At 54.3% G+C, this 15,497-nt stretch carries 13 protein-coding genes; 2 read left to right on the forward strand and 11 right to left on the reverse strand.

Annotated features, from left to right (window positions below; all coding sequences use genetic code 11):
- Positions 1–9 precede the first annotated feature (9 nt).
- Positions 10–1,932: an ABC transporter ATP-binding protein gene (locus C0623_00385; protein ID PLY03842.1), complete on the reverse strand. Its 1,923-nt coding sequence runs from the start codon at positions 1,930–1,932 to the stop codon at positions 10–12.
- A gap of 190 nt (positions 1,933–2,122) precedes the next feature.
- Between C0623_00385 and C0623_00390 the strand changes: the two genes are divergently transcribed.
- Complete coding sequence (locus C0623_00390) at positions 2,123–4,171, forward strand: ribonuclease E (GenBank protein PLY03843.1); 2,049 nt, start codon at positions 2,123–2,125, stop codon at positions 4,169–4,171.
- Positions 4,172–4,202: 31 nt separating this feature from the next.
- On the opposite strand, the gene C0623_00395 is transcribed toward C0623_00390, so the two are convergent.
- From C0623_00395 to C0623_00425, 7 genes are all read right to left on the reverse strand, one after another.
- Positions 4,203–4,841 (reverse strand): hypothetical protein, encoded by a 639-nt coding sequence (locus C0623_00395; protein PLY03844.1) that lies wholly within the window; start codon positions 4,839–4,841, stop codon positions 4,203–4,205.
- The gene (locus C0623_00400) at positions 4,828–5,556 is read right to left on the reverse strand and encodes a hypothetical protein (protein PLY03845.1); all 729 of its coding nucleotides are present in this window, start codon (positions 5,554–5,556) and stop codon (positions 4,828–4,830) included. Before C0623_00400 ends, C0623_00395 begins: the two co-directional genes overlap by 14 nt.
- Before the next feature lie 71 nt (positions 5,557–5,627).
- Positions 5,628–6,383, reverse strand: coding sequence for a hypothetical protein (locus C0623_00405; GenBank protein PLY03846.1), 756 nt, complete (start codon positions 6,381–6,383; stop codon positions 5,628–5,630).
- A 1-nt stretch (position 6,384) separates the two neighbouring features.
- Positions 6,385–8,097 carry a lytic transglycosylase gene (locus C0623_00410; protein ID PLY03847.1) on the reverse strand — a complete coding sequence of 571 codons (1,713 nt, stop codon included), beginning with the start codon at positions 8,095–8,097 and terminating at the stop codon, positions 6,385–6,387.
- A gap of 45 nt (positions 8,098–8,142) precedes the next feature.
- Positions 8,143–9,762 (reverse strand): GTPase HflX, encoded by a 1,620-nt coding sequence (gene hflX / locus C0623_00415; protein PLY03882.1) that lies wholly within the window; start codon positions 9,760–9,762, stop codon positions 8,143–8,145.
- Positions 9,763–10,047: 285 nt separating this feature from the next.
- Positions 10,048–10,815 (reverse strand): enoyl-[acyl-carrier-protein] reductase FabI, encoded by a 768-nt coding sequence (locus C0623_00420; GenBank protein PLY03848.1) that lies wholly within the window; start codon positions 10,813–10,815, stop codon positions 10,048–10,050.
- A gap of 79 nt (positions 10,816–10,894) precedes the next feature.
- Positions 10,895–11,716, reverse strand: a complete 822-nt coding sequence (locus C0623_00425) for a hypothetical protein (GenBank protein ID PLY03849.1) — start codon at positions 11,714–11,716, stop codon at positions 10,895–10,897.
- 220 nt (positions 11,717–11,936) lie between these two features.
- Between C0623_00425 and C0623_00430 the strand changes: the two genes are divergently transcribed.
- Positions 11,937–12,503, forward strand: coding sequence for a hypothetical protein (locus C0623_00430; protein ID PLY03850.1), 567 nt, complete (start codon positions 11,937–11,939; stop codon positions 12,501–12,503).
- 179 nt (positions 12,504–12,682) lie between these two features.
- On the opposite strand, the gene C0623_00435 is transcribed toward C0623_00430, so the two are convergent.
- The 3 genes from C0623_00435 to C0623_00445 are packed head-to-tail and all read right to left on the reverse strand — an operon-like array spanning position 12,683 to position 15,482.
- The gene (locus C0623_00435; GenBank protein ID PLY03851.1) at positions 12,683–13,960 is read right to left on the reverse strand and encodes a C4-dicarboxylate ABC transporter; all 1,278 of its coding nucleotides are present in this window, start codon (positions 13,958–13,960) and stop codon (positions 12,683–12,685) included.
- A complete protein-coding gene (locus C0623_00440; GenBank protein PLY03852.1) occupies positions 13,957–14,469 on the reverse strand; it encodes a TRAP transporter small permease in 513 nt (170 codons plus the stop codon). Before C0623_00440 ends, C0623_00435 begins: the two co-directional genes overlap by 4 nt.
- Positions 14,469–15,482, reverse strand: coding sequence for a C4-dicarboxylate ABC transporter (locus C0623_00445; protein PLY03853.1), 1,014 nt, complete (start codon positions 15,480–15,482; stop codon positions 14,469–14,471). Before C0623_00445 ends, C0623_00440 begins: the two co-directional genes overlap by 1 nt.
- Positions 15,483–15,497: the final 15 nt, after the last annotated feature.

Raw genomic sequence — 15,497 nt, forward strand, 5'->3', positions numbered from 1 at the left:
ACCCCCGTTTCAGGCAGATTCCGCCAGGCTCAGTTTTTCCCAGCGGATATAAAGAGCATCAAGCTTATCTTTCAGCTGTTGGTGCTCTAACGACACGTCTTTCCAGCGTTCGGCGTTCTGATAAAGCTCCGGATCAGCCATTTCGGTTTCAAGTTCGGCTAATTTTTCTTCCAGTATCGCAACCTCTGACTCGACCGCTGCCAGTTCCTTTAGCCGTTTTTTTTCAACCCGCTGTTTCTCCTTGCGCTCAGCGTGAGACTGTACCCGTTCCGCCTTGTCGACTACAGCGTTCGCCTTGTCCTGTTGCTGCTCAACCCGGTCATGGCTGTGACTGCTGTCGCCCTGCCGCTCCTTGGCGCGCAGAAAATCTCCGTAGTTGCCGAACCAGGAGACAACCTGGCGGTTGCCGACCTCGAGCACACGGGTTGCCAGTTCATCAACAAAATACCGGTCATGCGAAACAAACACAACAGTCCCGTTATATTTTTTCAGCGAATCGAGAAGAACCTGTTTCGAATGAATATCGAGATGGTTGGTCGGTTCGTCAAGCAGCAACAGGTTGGCCGGACGCAACAGCAGCTTGGCGAGCGCCAACCGGTTGCGCTCGCCACCCGAAAGGACCGACACCTTTTTTTCGACATCGTCACCGGAAAAAAGAAAAGCGCCGAGGATATTGCGTAGTTTCGGCACCATGGCGAACGGTGCATCGGCACTGATTTCGGCAAGCACATCGTTATCCCGGTTGAGCTCTTCCGCCTGGTCCTGGGCAAAATAGGCCTGATGCAGATTGTGCCCTTCCTTCCGCTCACCCCGATCCGGTGCCTCAATTCCCGCGAGTAGCCGCATCAGGGTTGACTTGCCGGCGCCGTTCGGTCCGACCAGAGCGACCCGCTCGTTCTGCTCAATCAGAACATCGACATCTTCAAGAACCTGCAGATCGCCGTAGCGCTGCCCGGCCTTACTCAGCTCGACCGCCATACGGCCGCCCTTGGGCGGCGGCGGGAAATCGAATGCGATCCTTTTGCGCTCTGGCGGCAGCTCGATCCGCTCGATCTTCTCCAGCTTCTTGACCCGACTCTGAACCAAAGATGCCTTGTTGGCCTGGTAGCGGAAGCGGTTGATGAACGCCTCGGTTTTGGCGATCTCGTCGTCCTGTTGCTTCTTGGCGTCGCGCAACGCCCTGATCCGTTCATCGCGGGCAGTCAGGTAGCGGCTGTAGTTACCGGGATATTCGGTCAGAGTACCGTTCCAGACCTCAACGATCCGGCCGACCACTTTGTCGAGAAAGAAGCGATCATGTGACACCAGAACCACCGCGTGCGGATAGGCGAGAAGGTAATCCTCGAGCCAGTCACGGGCCGGAAGATCGAGATGATTGGTCGGTTCATCGAGCAACAACAGGTTTGGCCGCTGTAAAAGCAGCTTCGCCAGGGCGATCCGCATCTGCCAGCCGCCGGAAAATTGTTCACACGGCTTTTCGAAATCGGCGGAAGAGAACCCGAGACCGGTGAGCACCTTGCCGACCTCCGATTCCATGGTGTAGCCGCCCCTCTTTTCGAAGATCTCCTGCAACTCGGCATAGCGTTCAAGATCGTCCTTGTCATTGCGTTCGGAGATGGCCGTTTCTAGATGACGCAGCTCCTGCTGAATCGACAACAGCTCGCTCAAGGCGGAGTGCGCCTCAGAAAAAAGGCTTTGACCTTTGTGGAGCAGCCCCTCCTGCGGCAGGTAGCCGAAGGTTGTTCCCTTCGCCACCTGCACCATTCCGCCATCAGTATCGACCCGCCCGCACAGTAGCTTGAGCAGGGTTGACTTGCCGGCGCCGTTATCACCGCACAGACCGATCCGGTCATGTGGCCGGATGTGCCAGTCGATGCCGGCAAAGATTCGACGATCGGCGAAGTCCTTTATGATTCCTCTGAGTTGAAGCATGGCTCCTTTTATATCACAGCTCTGCTTCCCGGAAAACGCTAAACGAGAAAAAAGCTTGAAATTTCGACCAGATAGCTATAATATTGATAATATTAAACATCTTGACAGGTCGCCTCCGACCATTTCCCGATCGTTGAGGCATAACATCCGGTCATCTACAATTCGACTCGCGCGGCCATAACAAACCGTTATGGATCGTTTGGCAGTTAAAGAAGCTGCCAGCATAAATTTATGGGGTGTGCCGAGGTTCACCCGGAAAGTACAACTGAATATGAGCAAGAAAATGTTGATTAACGCCACCCACTCAGAGGAGAACCGGGTTGCTATCGTCGAGGACGGCGTTCTGACCGAACTCGACATCGAAACTGCAGGCAGTACAGAAAACAAGGGTGATATTTACAAGGCGACCGTGGTCCGGGTTGAATCGGGGCTGCAGGCCGCTTTCGTTGATTATGGGGCCAACCGTCTCGGCTTTCTGCAGATCGGCGAACTCCATCCGTCCCTTTTCCCGAAAAAAACCCAGGAATCCGGCCAGCGCCCCCGCATCACTGAAATTCTCAAACGGGGTCAGGAGTTGCTTGTCCAGATTATCCGGGAAGAGCGTGGCACCAAGGGTGCCGCCCTGACCACTAACCTCTCCCTTCCGGGCCGCTACATGGTCCTGATGCCGGACAGCACAACCAAGGGGATATCACGCAAGGTCGAAGACGACACCACCCGCAAGAAACTGAAAGAGGCGATGGCGACTTTAAAAATTCCGGACAATATGGGCTACATCGTTCGCACCGCCGGGATCGGCCAGAAAGTCACCGAACTCAAACGCGACTACAAGTACCTCTCCGGCATCTATAAAAAAATCCAACAGGCCAACAAAAAGGAGAAGGCACCGGCCCTCCTTTTCCAGGAATCGAATGTCGTCATCCGTTCGATCCGCGAGCATTTCAGCACCGACATGGATGAAATCCTGATTGATGATCCTGACGTATTCAATGAAGCAAAAGATTTCTTCAAGGCGATCATGCCGGCCCAGGTCAAGATCCTCAAGCAACACCTTGAACGGCGGCCGATCTTTTCACGCTACCAGGTCGAGGAGCAGATTGAAACGATCACCAGCAACAAGGTGCCACTGCCCTCCGGCGGCTCAATCGTACTCGACCAGACCGAAGCACTGGTCGCCATCGATGTCAACTCGGGACGGATGGCCGGTGAGCACGGGATCGAAGCGACCGCATACAAATCGAACATGGAAGCCGCTGCCGAAATCGGCCGGCAGCTTCGCCTGCGCGACCTCGGTGGCCTGATTGTTATCGATTTTATCGACATGCGCGATCGCAAAAACAATCGCGAGGTTGAAAAAACGCTGAAAAATTCCCTCAAGAACGACAAGGCGAAACTTTCGGTCGGCAAGATCAGCCAGTTCGGCCTTTTGGAGATGAGCCGCCAGCGGCTCCGTCCGACTCTGGCTGAAGGCTCTTACCAACCCTGCCCCAACTGCGGCGGCAGCGGCCGGGTCAAAAACGCCGAAGCCCAGGCGGTTGCCGTCCTCCGCCAGCTGCACACAACCTGCGCCAAGGGCAAGATCGGAAAAGCGATCGTAACCGTTCCGGAAGAAGTCGGTCATTACCTTCTTAATGTTCGCCGTGAAGAAATCCTGGAGATGGAAAAGAAACTTAATATTTCGATCCATATTATCGGCAATCATGACTTCCATGATGAACGGGTTGAACTCGACATCGTCAAACTGGACAAAGATGCCGACAACACTGAGAGCGAGACGCCGTCCCATCCGAAACCGGATACTGAGCCGAAAAAGTCGGGAGACCAGAACAAAAACAAGCCTGAATCGAACGGTGGCAAGAAGGACGACGAGAAAAAGGATCAACAACCAAGACGGCGCCGGCCGCCGCGGCGCAAACCGTCCGCTGCAAAAAATGAGGCAGCACAGGACGATGCGCCGACAGAACAGCAAGAAAAGACACCCGTGACCATACCCGAAGCAGCTGCCGAGAAAAAGGATCATCCGCCGCGGCGCCGACGGCCGCCCCGGCGTCGGCCAAATAAAGACAAGCCGGCGGAGGAGAATAAAACAGATGCCAAGAAAGACGGCAATGAGCCGGAAAAAGAAAAAATAGTAGAGAAAGAGACCCCGGCGGAGGAAGTTAAATCGAAACCAAAACGATCATTCCTTGAGTCCTTTATGGAGCCACTTTTGCCCAAGGGCAATGAGAACAATAAATAGAACAAAGGCCGGAGCATCTGCTCCGGCCTCTTCAGTCAACTTTCAGAAAAACGATAATCGCCCCCGCACCGCCCTGCTTCGGCGGAGCCTGCACCCATTCGATAACATAAGTTCGGCCCGGGCCATTCAGGTAAGCTTCAACCAGTGGTCGCAGCACCGGCCCAGTATCGGAGTGGTTTCCCTTGCCGGTAATGATCCGGACGGCTTCAAAGCCATAGAACTTTGAGTTTTCGAGAAACCAGCCAACTTTCTGCTGCACCGCATCAGTCTTGACGCCGTGCAAATCCAGTTCGGCCTGCGGTTCGAGATCGCCGCGCCGTAGCAGTTTGTCGCGTCTTGGGCGGGCCACTCTACCACCAGTCTGAACCCGTTCTTTTTTACCGTAGAAACTTGCTTCAGCTTCAGTTTCGGCCGAAAGACGCACCGGATCGGGCTTTTCGAGGCTATCCCGGTCGATCTTGCGCACCCCGAGACCTGACATCTCAGAGAAGAAATCTGCGTCAGCTTCTATTTGCGGCAATTTCGGTTCAGGTTGGCTGACCGGTTTCGGCTCGGGTTTCTTTTCCGGTTTCTTGTCGGCGGAAACAGATAACCCCTTCAGCGCACTGAAAGGGTTATTGAATTGTGCATTATCTTTTTTCTTGCCCATAATCGAATCAACGCCGCACAATCGTCTTCTTCCGGCCGGTCATCGCCTTGGTCTGCTGCTTGATAATGGCTCCGGTCTTCTCGAGATGGAACTGGTACCAGAGATCACCATACGGCTTCATCTTCTGCTTCTTCCCTTCCTTGATCAGCTGCAGATTGCTTTCCATCTGCTCGTGACCACCGACCTTCTTGATCCCCTTTTCAAGGATCTCGATCGCCTTGTCATGTTCACCGATCTTCTCGAGACAGAACGCATAGAGTTCCCAGATAACCGGTTCTTTTTTATTGACCATGACCGCCTTGTCAAAGGTCTTCATCATCTCGCCCGGTTTGTTCTTCTTCATATAACAGACCGCCAGCATACCCATGCCGGCCCAATGCTTGCTGAAGGCGTTGGCAAGGTAATCGAAAGCTGTCTTGAAATCACGGCGCAGGTAATAAATGGCGCCGATCTGGGCGGCAATCTGGCCCTTGAGATAAAGCTGCCACGGAGCAAATTTCTGCAGAGCCTCTAGCGTCTTGATCGCTTTTTCCGGACGATTCGCCTGCATATCACGCTGAACGATCTCCATGCCGGCGGTTACCTTCTTGGTGACGACCCGGAAGATAATCATGAACACAATCGCGGTGACGATCAGTCCGGTAAAAACCGACCAGCCGACAGCCAGCTTTGCACCAAGGGTTAAAGCAACAGCGACTGCAGTGCCGCTGAGAAGTGAAACGAGTATTCCTAACATCTTGTTATTAATTCCTTTCGATCAAATTGAGCGCAGAGTTTAGCAACCCACCCTCTAAAAGTCAAAGGCATTCAGCGGGGCAGGACAACATGCTCAACCGTCCGATCGACACCGCTTTCCGCGAGATTTCCGGGCAGGATATCGTTGCGCAGAAACTGGCTGTTACCCGCCTGAAACAAAGGAATCGGCGTTTCCGGCGTTGTCAGCTTCATCACTTCGCCGCACCCCCCCGAACAGGGGCCGGTCCGGCCTGGTTCGCGTAATGGGCAGTTCCGGCTAGAGGCGACCATTGCCCAGGGAAAATGCAGGGTCCCTTTGAGCTGCTTTGGTAGCGGCGCGATACCCTGCAACAGGTTGTCGAGTTCGACCCGACTGACGGCGTGCTCCGCGAGAAAAGCGGCTGCTTCATCTTGATACCAGCTACCACGCTGAAAGTATGCGGCTTCGCTTGGCTTCAGATCGAGACCAAGAATCCGTGGACCCCGTTTCTGCCCGGAGAGAACCCGTCCAATAACCCGGGTCGTTTCAGCACCGAGTTGGTCGAGCAATCTGAGTGTTCCGAGGTCGGAAAGGATCACTTCATCCTCAGCCTGCAACTGCGGCAGTACCTGTTCGAGAGTGGTACGCAAAATCGGGATAAACGGCTCGCTGAGCACCGGTGTCACCAGTGAGAAATGACGATTCGTTTTACGGGCAACGGCAAGCGCTTTTTCAATGTGGGAAGAATCGGGGAAAGTCCAGCAACAGAACTCGGAACCGAAATAGATGCGCGACCAGTCGCCAACCGGTATCGCATCGGGATCAACGATAAAAAGCGCCTGTTCCACGTCAGCTGCTCTTGCGGGTTCGAACGATCAGGGTCAGCTTGTCACCCGGTTGCAGGACATGGTTCTGATTGAGATTGTTCCAGTTGCGGATCTGGCTGGTCTCGACGGCAAACTTGCGGCCGATACCCCAGAGGGTGTCGCCGGAGCGGACCTTGTAGATGATTTGGCGTGGTGGGCCGTCGGCCTTGACCGCTTTGCGTACTTTTCGTTGGGCTGCCTTCGCCGATACGACGAGGCGTTGACCGGGGCGAATCACGTTGCTCCAGCCGAGCCGGTTCCAGACCCGGAGCTGATGCTCACTGACTCCGAACTTGCGTGAAATCGACCAGAGCGAATCACCGGAGCGGACGGTATAGACCTGGCGGCGGGTCTTGATGTAGTCGTCACGCAGCTCTTTGACCGGCCGACTGCTATAACCTTTCTTGAGCGGCAATACCAGGTTGGTGCCGATACTGATCGCCCGCGGGTTGCGGATATTATTCAACGCGATGATATCGTTGAGGCGCACATTATACCGGCGCGACAGGGCACCGAGGGTGTCACCCTTCTTGATCTTGTAGCGCATGTAGTTGGCGCGATCAGAAGGTGAAAGCTTGGCGTATTGCTCGCTGAAGGTGGCGGTTGAACCGAGCGGAATCCGGAGCTGGTAATCAGTCTCGCCCGGTGGCGTGCACCAGCGTTTCAGTTCGGGGTTGAGCTGCTTGATCTCCTCGTAGGTGGTGCCGCTCATTCTGGCAACGATCTCGAGATCGGTAACGCTCGGAATCGATACCGTTTCATACTGTAGCGGTTCCTGAAAATCGAGGTCCGTGAATCCGTATTTCTCGGGATCCTTGGCCAGAGTCAACGCCGCCATCAGCTTGGGAACGTAGTTTTTGGTTTCAGCCCGCAGATATCTGCCACGGCTCATCTCCCAAAAATCGCGGGTCTTGTACTTGCGGATCGCCGTCCGGATCTTGCCCGGCCCGGCATTGTAAGAGGCAACTGCGAGATACCATTCGCCATCGAACTGGTCACGCAGATCGGACAGAAAACGGGCCGCTGCCCGGGTTGACTTTTCAAAATCACGCCGTTCGTCACGGTACCAGTCCTGCTTGAGATCATACATCCGACCGGTGCCCCTGATGAACTGCCATGGACCGACCGCGTGTGCCCAGCTGTAGGCCCGGGTATTAAAGCCCGATTCGACCATGGCGAGATATGCAAGATCCTTCGGCAGGCCATGCTCGGCAAAGATTTCCCGCATCATCGGCAGGTAGCGCGACGAACGCTCAAGCCAGCGGGTAAAAACCTTGTGCCCGCGGCCGGTGTAGTAGTCGATGAAATACTGAACCTTGGCGTTATGCACGACCGGAAAATCGTCGGAGACCCCGACCAGAAGAGTCGTCTTGCCCTCGTCCTCGGGTGCATCCTCACCGCTGACGGCAAGCAGCGAGTTGTCGGCAAGGGTTTCCGGGTCGGTGGCATTCAGAAGCAGCCTGGTTTCGACCCGCCAGGGGTTATCCTCGCCGCTGAGCATCGAATAAGCTGGTATCGGCTCGCCGAGTGAGAGGTCGAGCAGCGAAAGCCGTTCGACGTTTTCTCCAGTCGCGAGCAGCGGTTTGAACGTGAGCATTTCCGGAGGTTCCTCCGGAGCGTTCCTTGTCTCGACAGCAGAAAGACCGGACAGGCATCCGGCCAGTATCGGCAAAAGCAGAAATGCAATAAAGCGCATTAAAATATTCCCTTCTTCAGGCTTCAGAGGCTAAACGAAAAAACCTTATTCGTCAAGGGGTTCCATCTCTTCCGGCCAGAATCGATCCGCCATTTCATGCATCAGCGGTTCAAAGGTTTTGCGGTCGAGAGCCGACACCGGAACCGCCTCGAAACGCCGACAATACGGGGCAATCTCTTCCGACGGAATCCGGTCTGTTTTATTAAACACGAGCAATCGCGGAATCATGCCGAGATCGAGATCTGACAGAATCTGCTCAACCGATGCAATCTGCTGCTCGAAGCGCGGATTCGAGATATCGACGACGTGCAGCAGCAGGTCGGCATCCTCGAGCTCTTCGAGAGTCGCGGTAAAGGCTCCGAACAGGCTCTTCGGCAACTGCCGGATAAAGCCGACGGTATCGGTAATGATGACCTCGCGCTCCATCGGGAACCGGAGCCGCCGGGTCGCCGTATCGAGGGTTGCGAAAAGCAGGTCCTCAGTCAGCACCTTGCTCTGGGTCAGGGCGTTAAGCAAGGTCGACTTTCCGGCATTGGTGTAACCGACGATCGAAACAATCGGCAGGTCGCTCCGGCCTCTTTTCCGGCGTCGTTGCTTACGCCCCTTCGAAAGGTTCTTCAGCTGTTTTTCGAGGCGGGCAATCCGATCCCGGATACGGCGTCGATCAACCTCGAGCTTGGTCTCTCCCGGACCGCGCCCGCCGATACCGCCGGCGAGACGCGACATTGCGGTGCCTCGTCCGGTCAGTCGCGGCAGGATATATTTGAGTTGGGCGAGTTCAACCTGGACCTTGCCATCAAGGGTATGAGCCCGCCGGGCAAAGATATCGAGAATCAGCTGGCTGCGGTCGATAACCTTGATCTCGGTGATCGCGCTGATATTGCTCGCCTGCATCGGCGAAAGGTTCTGATCAAAAACCAGAAGGGTCGCTCCCTGCTGCATCGCCGAAATCACGACCTCCTTGATTTTCCCTTCGCCCATCAGATACTTCGGATTGAGTTTGCGCGGCCGTTGAATCACCCGGTCGAGCACAACAACATCAGCCGTACGCGCCAGCTCGGTCAACTCATCGAGCGAATCTTCGGTTTCAGCCCGTGAACTTTGACTCACCGAAATCAGTATCGCCTTCTCCCGGGTGTCGGAGAGGTCAACCGTTTCTGAGACCTTGCGCTCGATCTCAACGTCGAGAGAACGGAGAAACTGTTCAAAGTTGAGATCGAGGGTGTGGATCGACGCTGCCCGCAGAACCTCGACGGACTTATTCTCCGGATTCGGCGGCAACAGATGCGCATAATGAACTGTTCCGGGAAGACCGTTTTCTTCAACCGCCAGAGCGACCATCATATCGAGACGCAACAGCGCGAGGTCGGTCAGGTCATCCTGCGACAACTGTTCACCCCTGAGATGGGTATGAATACAACGCAGGCCGCGCAGGCCGGCGCCGGTAATCCTGAACCGGGAAAGTTCCGGAATATAGATTTCACGGTCGTCGCCGATAATGACATGTGAAATCGCTCCCTGGCGATCGACCAGGATGCCGATCTGGCGCCGAATATCATACGAGAGTTCGGTCAGAAAGCGGGCCAGATCCGGGGTCACCAGGCTGTCGGGCGGGATGCGGCGGGAGTAAATCCGCTCCAGCGCCTTGACCTGGCTCGATTTCAGTCCGGCTATATTTCCGTGAAGTGTCGGCAAATCAAAACCTCGAAATTATTCTGACACGAAGAAAACCAGAATCTTTTGTTGTTTTAACGCAAAGGCGTCAAGAAAATCTAAAACAGAACCAAATGAACTTTTTGGTTAGCTTGAATGCAAACTGTAAAGCATTTTAACCACTTAGAAAATTCACATGTCTTTCTTCGTGTCTTGGTGTCTTCGTGGCAAAAGCTCTGCATGTCAAACACAAAAGGCCCCATGCGGGGCCTTGAGTTCAGTTATGACAACAGTCGATCATTCGGCCGAGATATTGAATCCGGCATCGACGTAATGGATTTCACCCGTGACCCCGGAAGCGAGGTCGGAGAGCAGGTAGAGGGAAGCCTTGCCGACCTCTTCCTGGGTGATGACCCGGCGCATCGGGCTCCGCTGCTCCATGACCCGGAGTTTTTCCTTGAAATTACCGACCCCGGACGCCGCCAGGGTTTTGATCGGACCGGCGGAAACGGCGTTGACCCGGATATTCTGCTCACCCAACTCGGCGGCGAGATAGCGGACGGTTGATTCAAGTGCTGCCTTGGCGACGCCCATGACATTGTATCCCGGCACAGCCATCACAGACCCGAGATAAGTCATGGTGATAATCGAACCGCCATCATTCATCAGCGGCAAAGCTGAGCGGGTCATGGCGACCAGTGAATAGGCGCTGATATCCATCGCCAGGGAGAAGCCGTCGCGGCTGGTCTGGGTAAAGGGCCGTTTCAGATCGTCACGGTTGGCAAAAGCGACCGCGTGCACGACAAAATCAATGGTCCCCCACTGCTTCTCCAGTTCGTCAAAAACGGATTGAATCTCTTCATCGGAAGCAACGTCGCAGGGAAGGATGATGTTCGAGTCGAGACTCTCGGCGAGCGGTCGAACTCTTTTTTCAAGTGACTCATTGAGATAAGTGAAGGCGAGCTCGGCGCCGGCAGCCCTCAGCTGCTGGGCAACACCCCAGGCAATACTTTTATCGTTGGCGACCCCGAAAATAATGCCGCGCTTCCCATCCATCAAACCCATCAAATTATTCCTCCCTCTCAACTTGTAAAATGATCTGATTTTTTATCAGATAAAAGACTTTGAGGCAAGCGATTTGCCCTTATTTTTCTCCACTGGCAGCGGCATGGGCGATTTCTGTCAACATTTCAGCTTGCTTGTAGCCGGGATCAACGAAACCATTCGGGTAGACCAGGGTCGGCGTCGAACGGAGACCGAGTTCGGCGGCGATTGCCATCGTCTTTTCAATCACGCCGGTCTCACAACTTGCCGGCTGCGCGGCGAGTAGCTTAAGCTGTTTGTCATTGCCGATCGCCGCAAAACTGGCAGCGAGCAGGTTCATATCCTTGTTGCAGATGACATTCTTCGCAATCGGATAGGCGTTCTTGTGCATCGGCAACGGCAGCATCTTGATCAGGTAGGCAATATCAGCGTTCTCCTCGACTACTTTCTCCAGTTCGGCATGCAGGCGTCCGCAATACGGGCACTCGGGGTCGGTCAGGACAATGACTTTGGTTTTCGCGTCCTTTTTGCCGAGCAACAAGGCATCGTCGACCGGAATTTTGCTGACATCGACAAAGAGATCTTTTTTCGGCTGCTGTGCGATCCGCTCCTGGGTGATGTTCTTGCCATCCGCCAGACGGATGATGTTGCCACTGACAACGTACTGCTTTGAAAAATCAATAAAGATCGGAAACGTCTGACCACTCTTTTCGACATCGACGACAAACAGGCCCGGCATTTCGGCGAACTCGACTTTATGCACCTTGTCGATACCCCGCCCCAGGATCTCGTTTGCTTCCTTGATATCCATGCTGTGACAGTCACGGCAATCACCGGCGCCGCAGCCATCTCCACTACCACCGAAAGCGAAAATCGGGGTTGAACTCAGAAGAACGAAAAGCATTAAGAAAACGAACCGCATTGAACAACCTCTCAGCCAGATTAGTGAGCGTTATTTACCATACAAGTAATCATGATACTCCCTGACAATCCTTTATGGCAAGACCTTATCCACCAGACAATATAACCATTGAATAAAATATGCGCAAGTTGCCCCTGCCCCTAATCGCAGTTGATGCTGTTGACATAAGAGTGTCCGAGCGGCAATATCAAATCGAAGCCTACTGAACCGGACAAAAAACATGAACTTTCTAACCCTTTTTGGAATTGCCGTCGCACTGGCGATGGATGCTTTTGCCGTCGCTCTTAGCGTAGGGGTCGCGGTCTCCCCTCTGACCGGCCGTCATTTTTTCCGCCTCGGCTTTCACTTCGGATTATTCCAGGCGCTGATGCCGGTGATCGGCTGGCTGGTCGGCCGGACCGTCCAATCCTACATTATCGACTTCGACCACTGGATCGCCTTCGCCTTGCTCGTCTTTGTCGGCGGACATATGATCCATGAAGCACTCCACCCGGAAAAAGAGGAGCGCCAACCGGGTGACCCGACACGTGGCATGTCGCTTGTTTTTCTTTCGATCGCGACCAGCATTGACGCCCTCGCCGTCGGTTTGTCGCTCGGCATGCTCAAGATCACGGTCTGGCTGCCGGCACTGATTATCGGCCTGGTTGCCGGAATTTTCACGATCATCGGAATGCAGATTGGTCGCAAGGTTGGGAACAAATGGGGCGGCAATGTCGAAATTTTCGGCGGAATTGTATTAATTCTGATCGGGATCAAGATCGTGCTGGAGCACACGCTGGGCATTTAACAAAATCAAACCCTTCGCCACGGAGCCACCAAGTAAACCTTAAAACCTCCGGGGCAAACAAAAAAGGTTTAAAATCGTTGTTTTTTTTGCGACTTCGTCTAAGGGCGTCTGCTACTGATGTCATATAATAACAGGATTTGATTTTCTTGGTGTCTTGGTGGCTAACTGATTTGAGTTTTTTAACCGGCCAACCACAATGACAGGCTCGGCCAATAGGTGATGATCAGCACCGAGAGCAGCAGGACAATAAAAAACGGAATGGTTGACCGGTAGATCGTTGTGATCGGCTTTTCAAAACGATATCCGGCGATAAAAAGGTTGAGACCGACCGGAGGGGTCAGATAACCGAGCTGCATATTGGCAAGGAAGATAATCCCGAGATGCAACGGATCGATCTGGTAGCCGATGGCAACCGGGAGAATCAGCGGCACCACCAGGACCAGTGCCGAGAAGATATCGAGGATGGCCCCGAGAACCAGAAGAAACAGGTTGAGCAACAATAGAAAACCGAGCCGGCTCGATACGTGGTCGTGAACAAACGCAAACAGCTTTTCCGGCACCCCGGCATCAATCATGTAGGTCGTTGACGCCAGCGACAATCCGAGAATCACCATAATGCCGCCCACCAGCGCCATTGATTTGCGAATGATCCCGGGCAAAGCTCTGAATTCGATTTCACGAAGAATCAGCACTTCGACGACAAGAACGTAGACTGCCGTGACCGATGCCGCTTCGGAGACTGCAAAAAAACCGCTGTAAATTCCACCGAGAACAATAAACGGCAGCGGAAGATCCCAGATCGACTCGCGCAGAGCGCCGGCCAGTCCGGAAAGCGAAAAAGATGCGAGCGGTCGGCGCAGGCTGCGGTTGCTCCAGATCGTCCAAGCACTAAGCAGGGCGACCATCAGGATACCCGGAAACAGACCGGCCAGGAAAAGCCGATCGATCGAAACGGTGACGCCGGTTGCCGTCTGTTGGGCGACGATACCGTAAAGAATCAGTGGCAGCGACGGGGCAAAAAGCAATCCGAGGCTCCCCGAGGTCGTGACCAGGCCGAGACTGAACTGTTCATCGTAGCCATCTTCAATCAGGGCCGGAAAAAGAAGGGCACCAAGAGCAATAATTGTGACCCCTGAAGCACCGGTGAATGCCGTAAACAGGGCACAGGCGGTAAGTGCAACAACGGCCAATCCGCCCGGCATCCATCCGATCAGAGAGCGGGTCACCCGGACCAGGCGGCTCGGAGCGTCGCTTTCACTGAGCAGGTACCCGGCGAAAGTAAAAAGCGGGATTGCCAGCAGGATCGGCATCTCGGCAATCCGATAGACCTCTATCGTCATCACCGAGAGATCAATATCCTGACGATAAAAACCCCACATGGCGCTGGCGGCAATGATCGTAAAGAGCGGCGCTCCGCAGACAGCGAGGATAAAAAGTCCGAGACCGACGAGAATCATGCCTCACCCTGCCAGTTTTTTAGCTGCTGAAGTCGGTGCAAAAAGAACACGGCATAACGATAGGCGATCAGGCCGAAAGCGAGCGGTATAATCAGCTCGAATATCCAGGCCGGCTGTCCGGACAGAACGGTTGAACCGAACTCCTGCTCCATGCGGACAAAACCAACACCATGCCAGGCGAGAACCGCACAGACAAAAACGGTAAACAAATCGAGCAGCAACCGTAGAAACAGGTTCTTTTTTTCCGGAAGAAAGCGGGAGAGGATATCAATGCTGATGTGCCGGTCATCGCGACTTGCCGCGACTGCCCCGAGCAGACCGAGCCAGAGAACCAGCAACCGCAGCAACTCATCCGACCAGAAGAAGGAGCTATCGAAAAAGTTACGCTGAACAATTTGCATGGCGCCAAGCACGATCATCAGGCCAAGAAAAAGGCACAGCAGGCTGTTTTCAAGCGTCCGGCCGTATTGGTCTAAGCGCTCCAGCAGCCGGTTCTTGCCGGAGTTCATCAATTATCGCCCCGGGAGACTTTGCCGTTGCGATATTCTTCAAGCCGGGAAGCAAGTTTCCGGTAGAGGGGGAGTGAAAACTCACCCTCATCTCCAAGCTCTTCAATCAATGTGTCGGCTGCGTTTTGCCAACGTTCTTTTTCGGCCGGCGGGGTATTAACAAATTCAATCCCCTGATCGGTCATCGCCTTGATCGCCTCTTGATTATTCTTGCGGTTGATCAGGTTGAGCTTGGTATAAACACGCCCCATGACTTCGCGCACCAGCAACTGATCCGGCTCGGAAAGTTTACTGAAAAACCGGTTATCGATCACCAGGGTGCCATATATGTAAGAAAGCGGTGTATCGGTCACATACTTGATCCGGGTATGCCATTGAAACGCCAGGGCTCCGATCGGAGAGGCCGCAACAACCTCGATCAGCCTGGCCTGCAAACCGGTCATAACATCGGTGATCGGCAGGCTGACCGGAGCCAGTCCGAAGGACTTCATAATCCGGTAGCTGATCTGATCCCCTTCCGGCACCCAGACCTTGAGCCCGCTGACATCGGAAATTGACCGGATTGGTGCCGGCGACATGATGTAGGCGAAGCCCCCTTCGGCAAAACCGAAGCAGGCAAAACCTCCCGCTTCGAGTTCGCTCTTGAGATCGTCGTCAATCACTTTGCGGACGTAGTCAACCTCTTCGTAGGAACGGAAGATCATCGGCAAACTCATGATATTGACATTATTGGAAACCGCCTCTAGGCTGCCGGCAATAAAGGCACCGCCATGCAGCTGACCGATACGGATCTTGCGCATCACACTCTTGTCGTTGCCCATGACCCCGCCGGCAAAAAACTTGATCCGGACCCGTCCCTTGCTGCGCAGACCGATTTCCTCGGCCCCGGCCCGCATATCCTGCATCCAGACCGAACCTTCCGGTGCCGCGGTTGCGATCTTGAGCGTGACGGCACCGACCGGTTGACAAAAGGTTAACAACAGAACAAATAGAATACTAATTCGAACAGACATTATCTTGCCCCCGGG

The organism is Desulfuromonas sp., assembly GCA_002869615.1.
GTDB lineage: Bacteria > Desulfobacterota > Desulfuromonadia > Desulfuromonadales > UBA2294 > BM707.

What these genes read in the sequence shown, in the direction of transcription:
- C0623_00390 (PLY03843.1), top strand. Translation starts at nt 2,123, where the DNA reads ATGGATCGTTTGGCAGTTAAAGAAGCTGCCAGCATAAATTTATGGGGT.
- C0623_00410 (PLY03847.1), bottom strand. Translation starts at nt 8,097, where the DNA reads ATGCGCTTTATTGCATTTCTGCTTTTGCCGATACTGGCCGGATGCCTG.
- C0623_00430 (PLY03850.1), top strand. Translation starts at nt 11,937, where the DNA reads ATGAACTTTCTAACCCTTTTTGGAATTGCCGTCGCACTGGCGATGGAT.
- C0623_00440 (PLY03852.1), bottom strand. Translation starts at nt 14,469, where the DNA reads ATGAACTCCGGCAAGAACCGGCTGCTGGAGCGCTTAGACCAATACGGC.
- C0623_00445 (PLY03853.1), bottom strand. Translation starts at nt 15,482, where the DNA reads ATGTCTGTTCGAATTAGTATTCTATTTGTTCTGTTGTTAACCTTTTGT.
- C0623_00435 (PLY03851.1), bottom strand. Translation starts at nt 13,960, where the DNA reads ATGATTCTCGTCGGTCTCGGACTTTTTATCCTCGCTGTCTGCGGAGCG.
- C0623_00400 (PLY03845.1), bottom strand. Translation starts at nt 5,556, where the DNA reads ATGTTAGGAATACTCGTTTCACTTCTCAGCGGCACTGCAGTCGCTGTT.
- C0623_00425 (PLY03849.1), bottom strand. Translation starts at nt 11,716, where the DNA reads ATGCGGTTCGTTTTCTTAATGCTTTTCGTTCTTCTGAGTTCAACCCCG.
- C0623_00385 (PLY03842.1), bottom strand. Translation starts at nt 1,932, where the DNA reads ATGCTTCAACTCAGAGGAATCATAAAGGACTTCGCCGATCGTCGAATC.
- C0623_00420 (PLY03848.1), bottom strand. Translation starts at nt 10,815, where the DNA reads ATGGGTTTGATGGATGGGAAGCGCGGCATTATTTTCGGGGTCGCCAAC.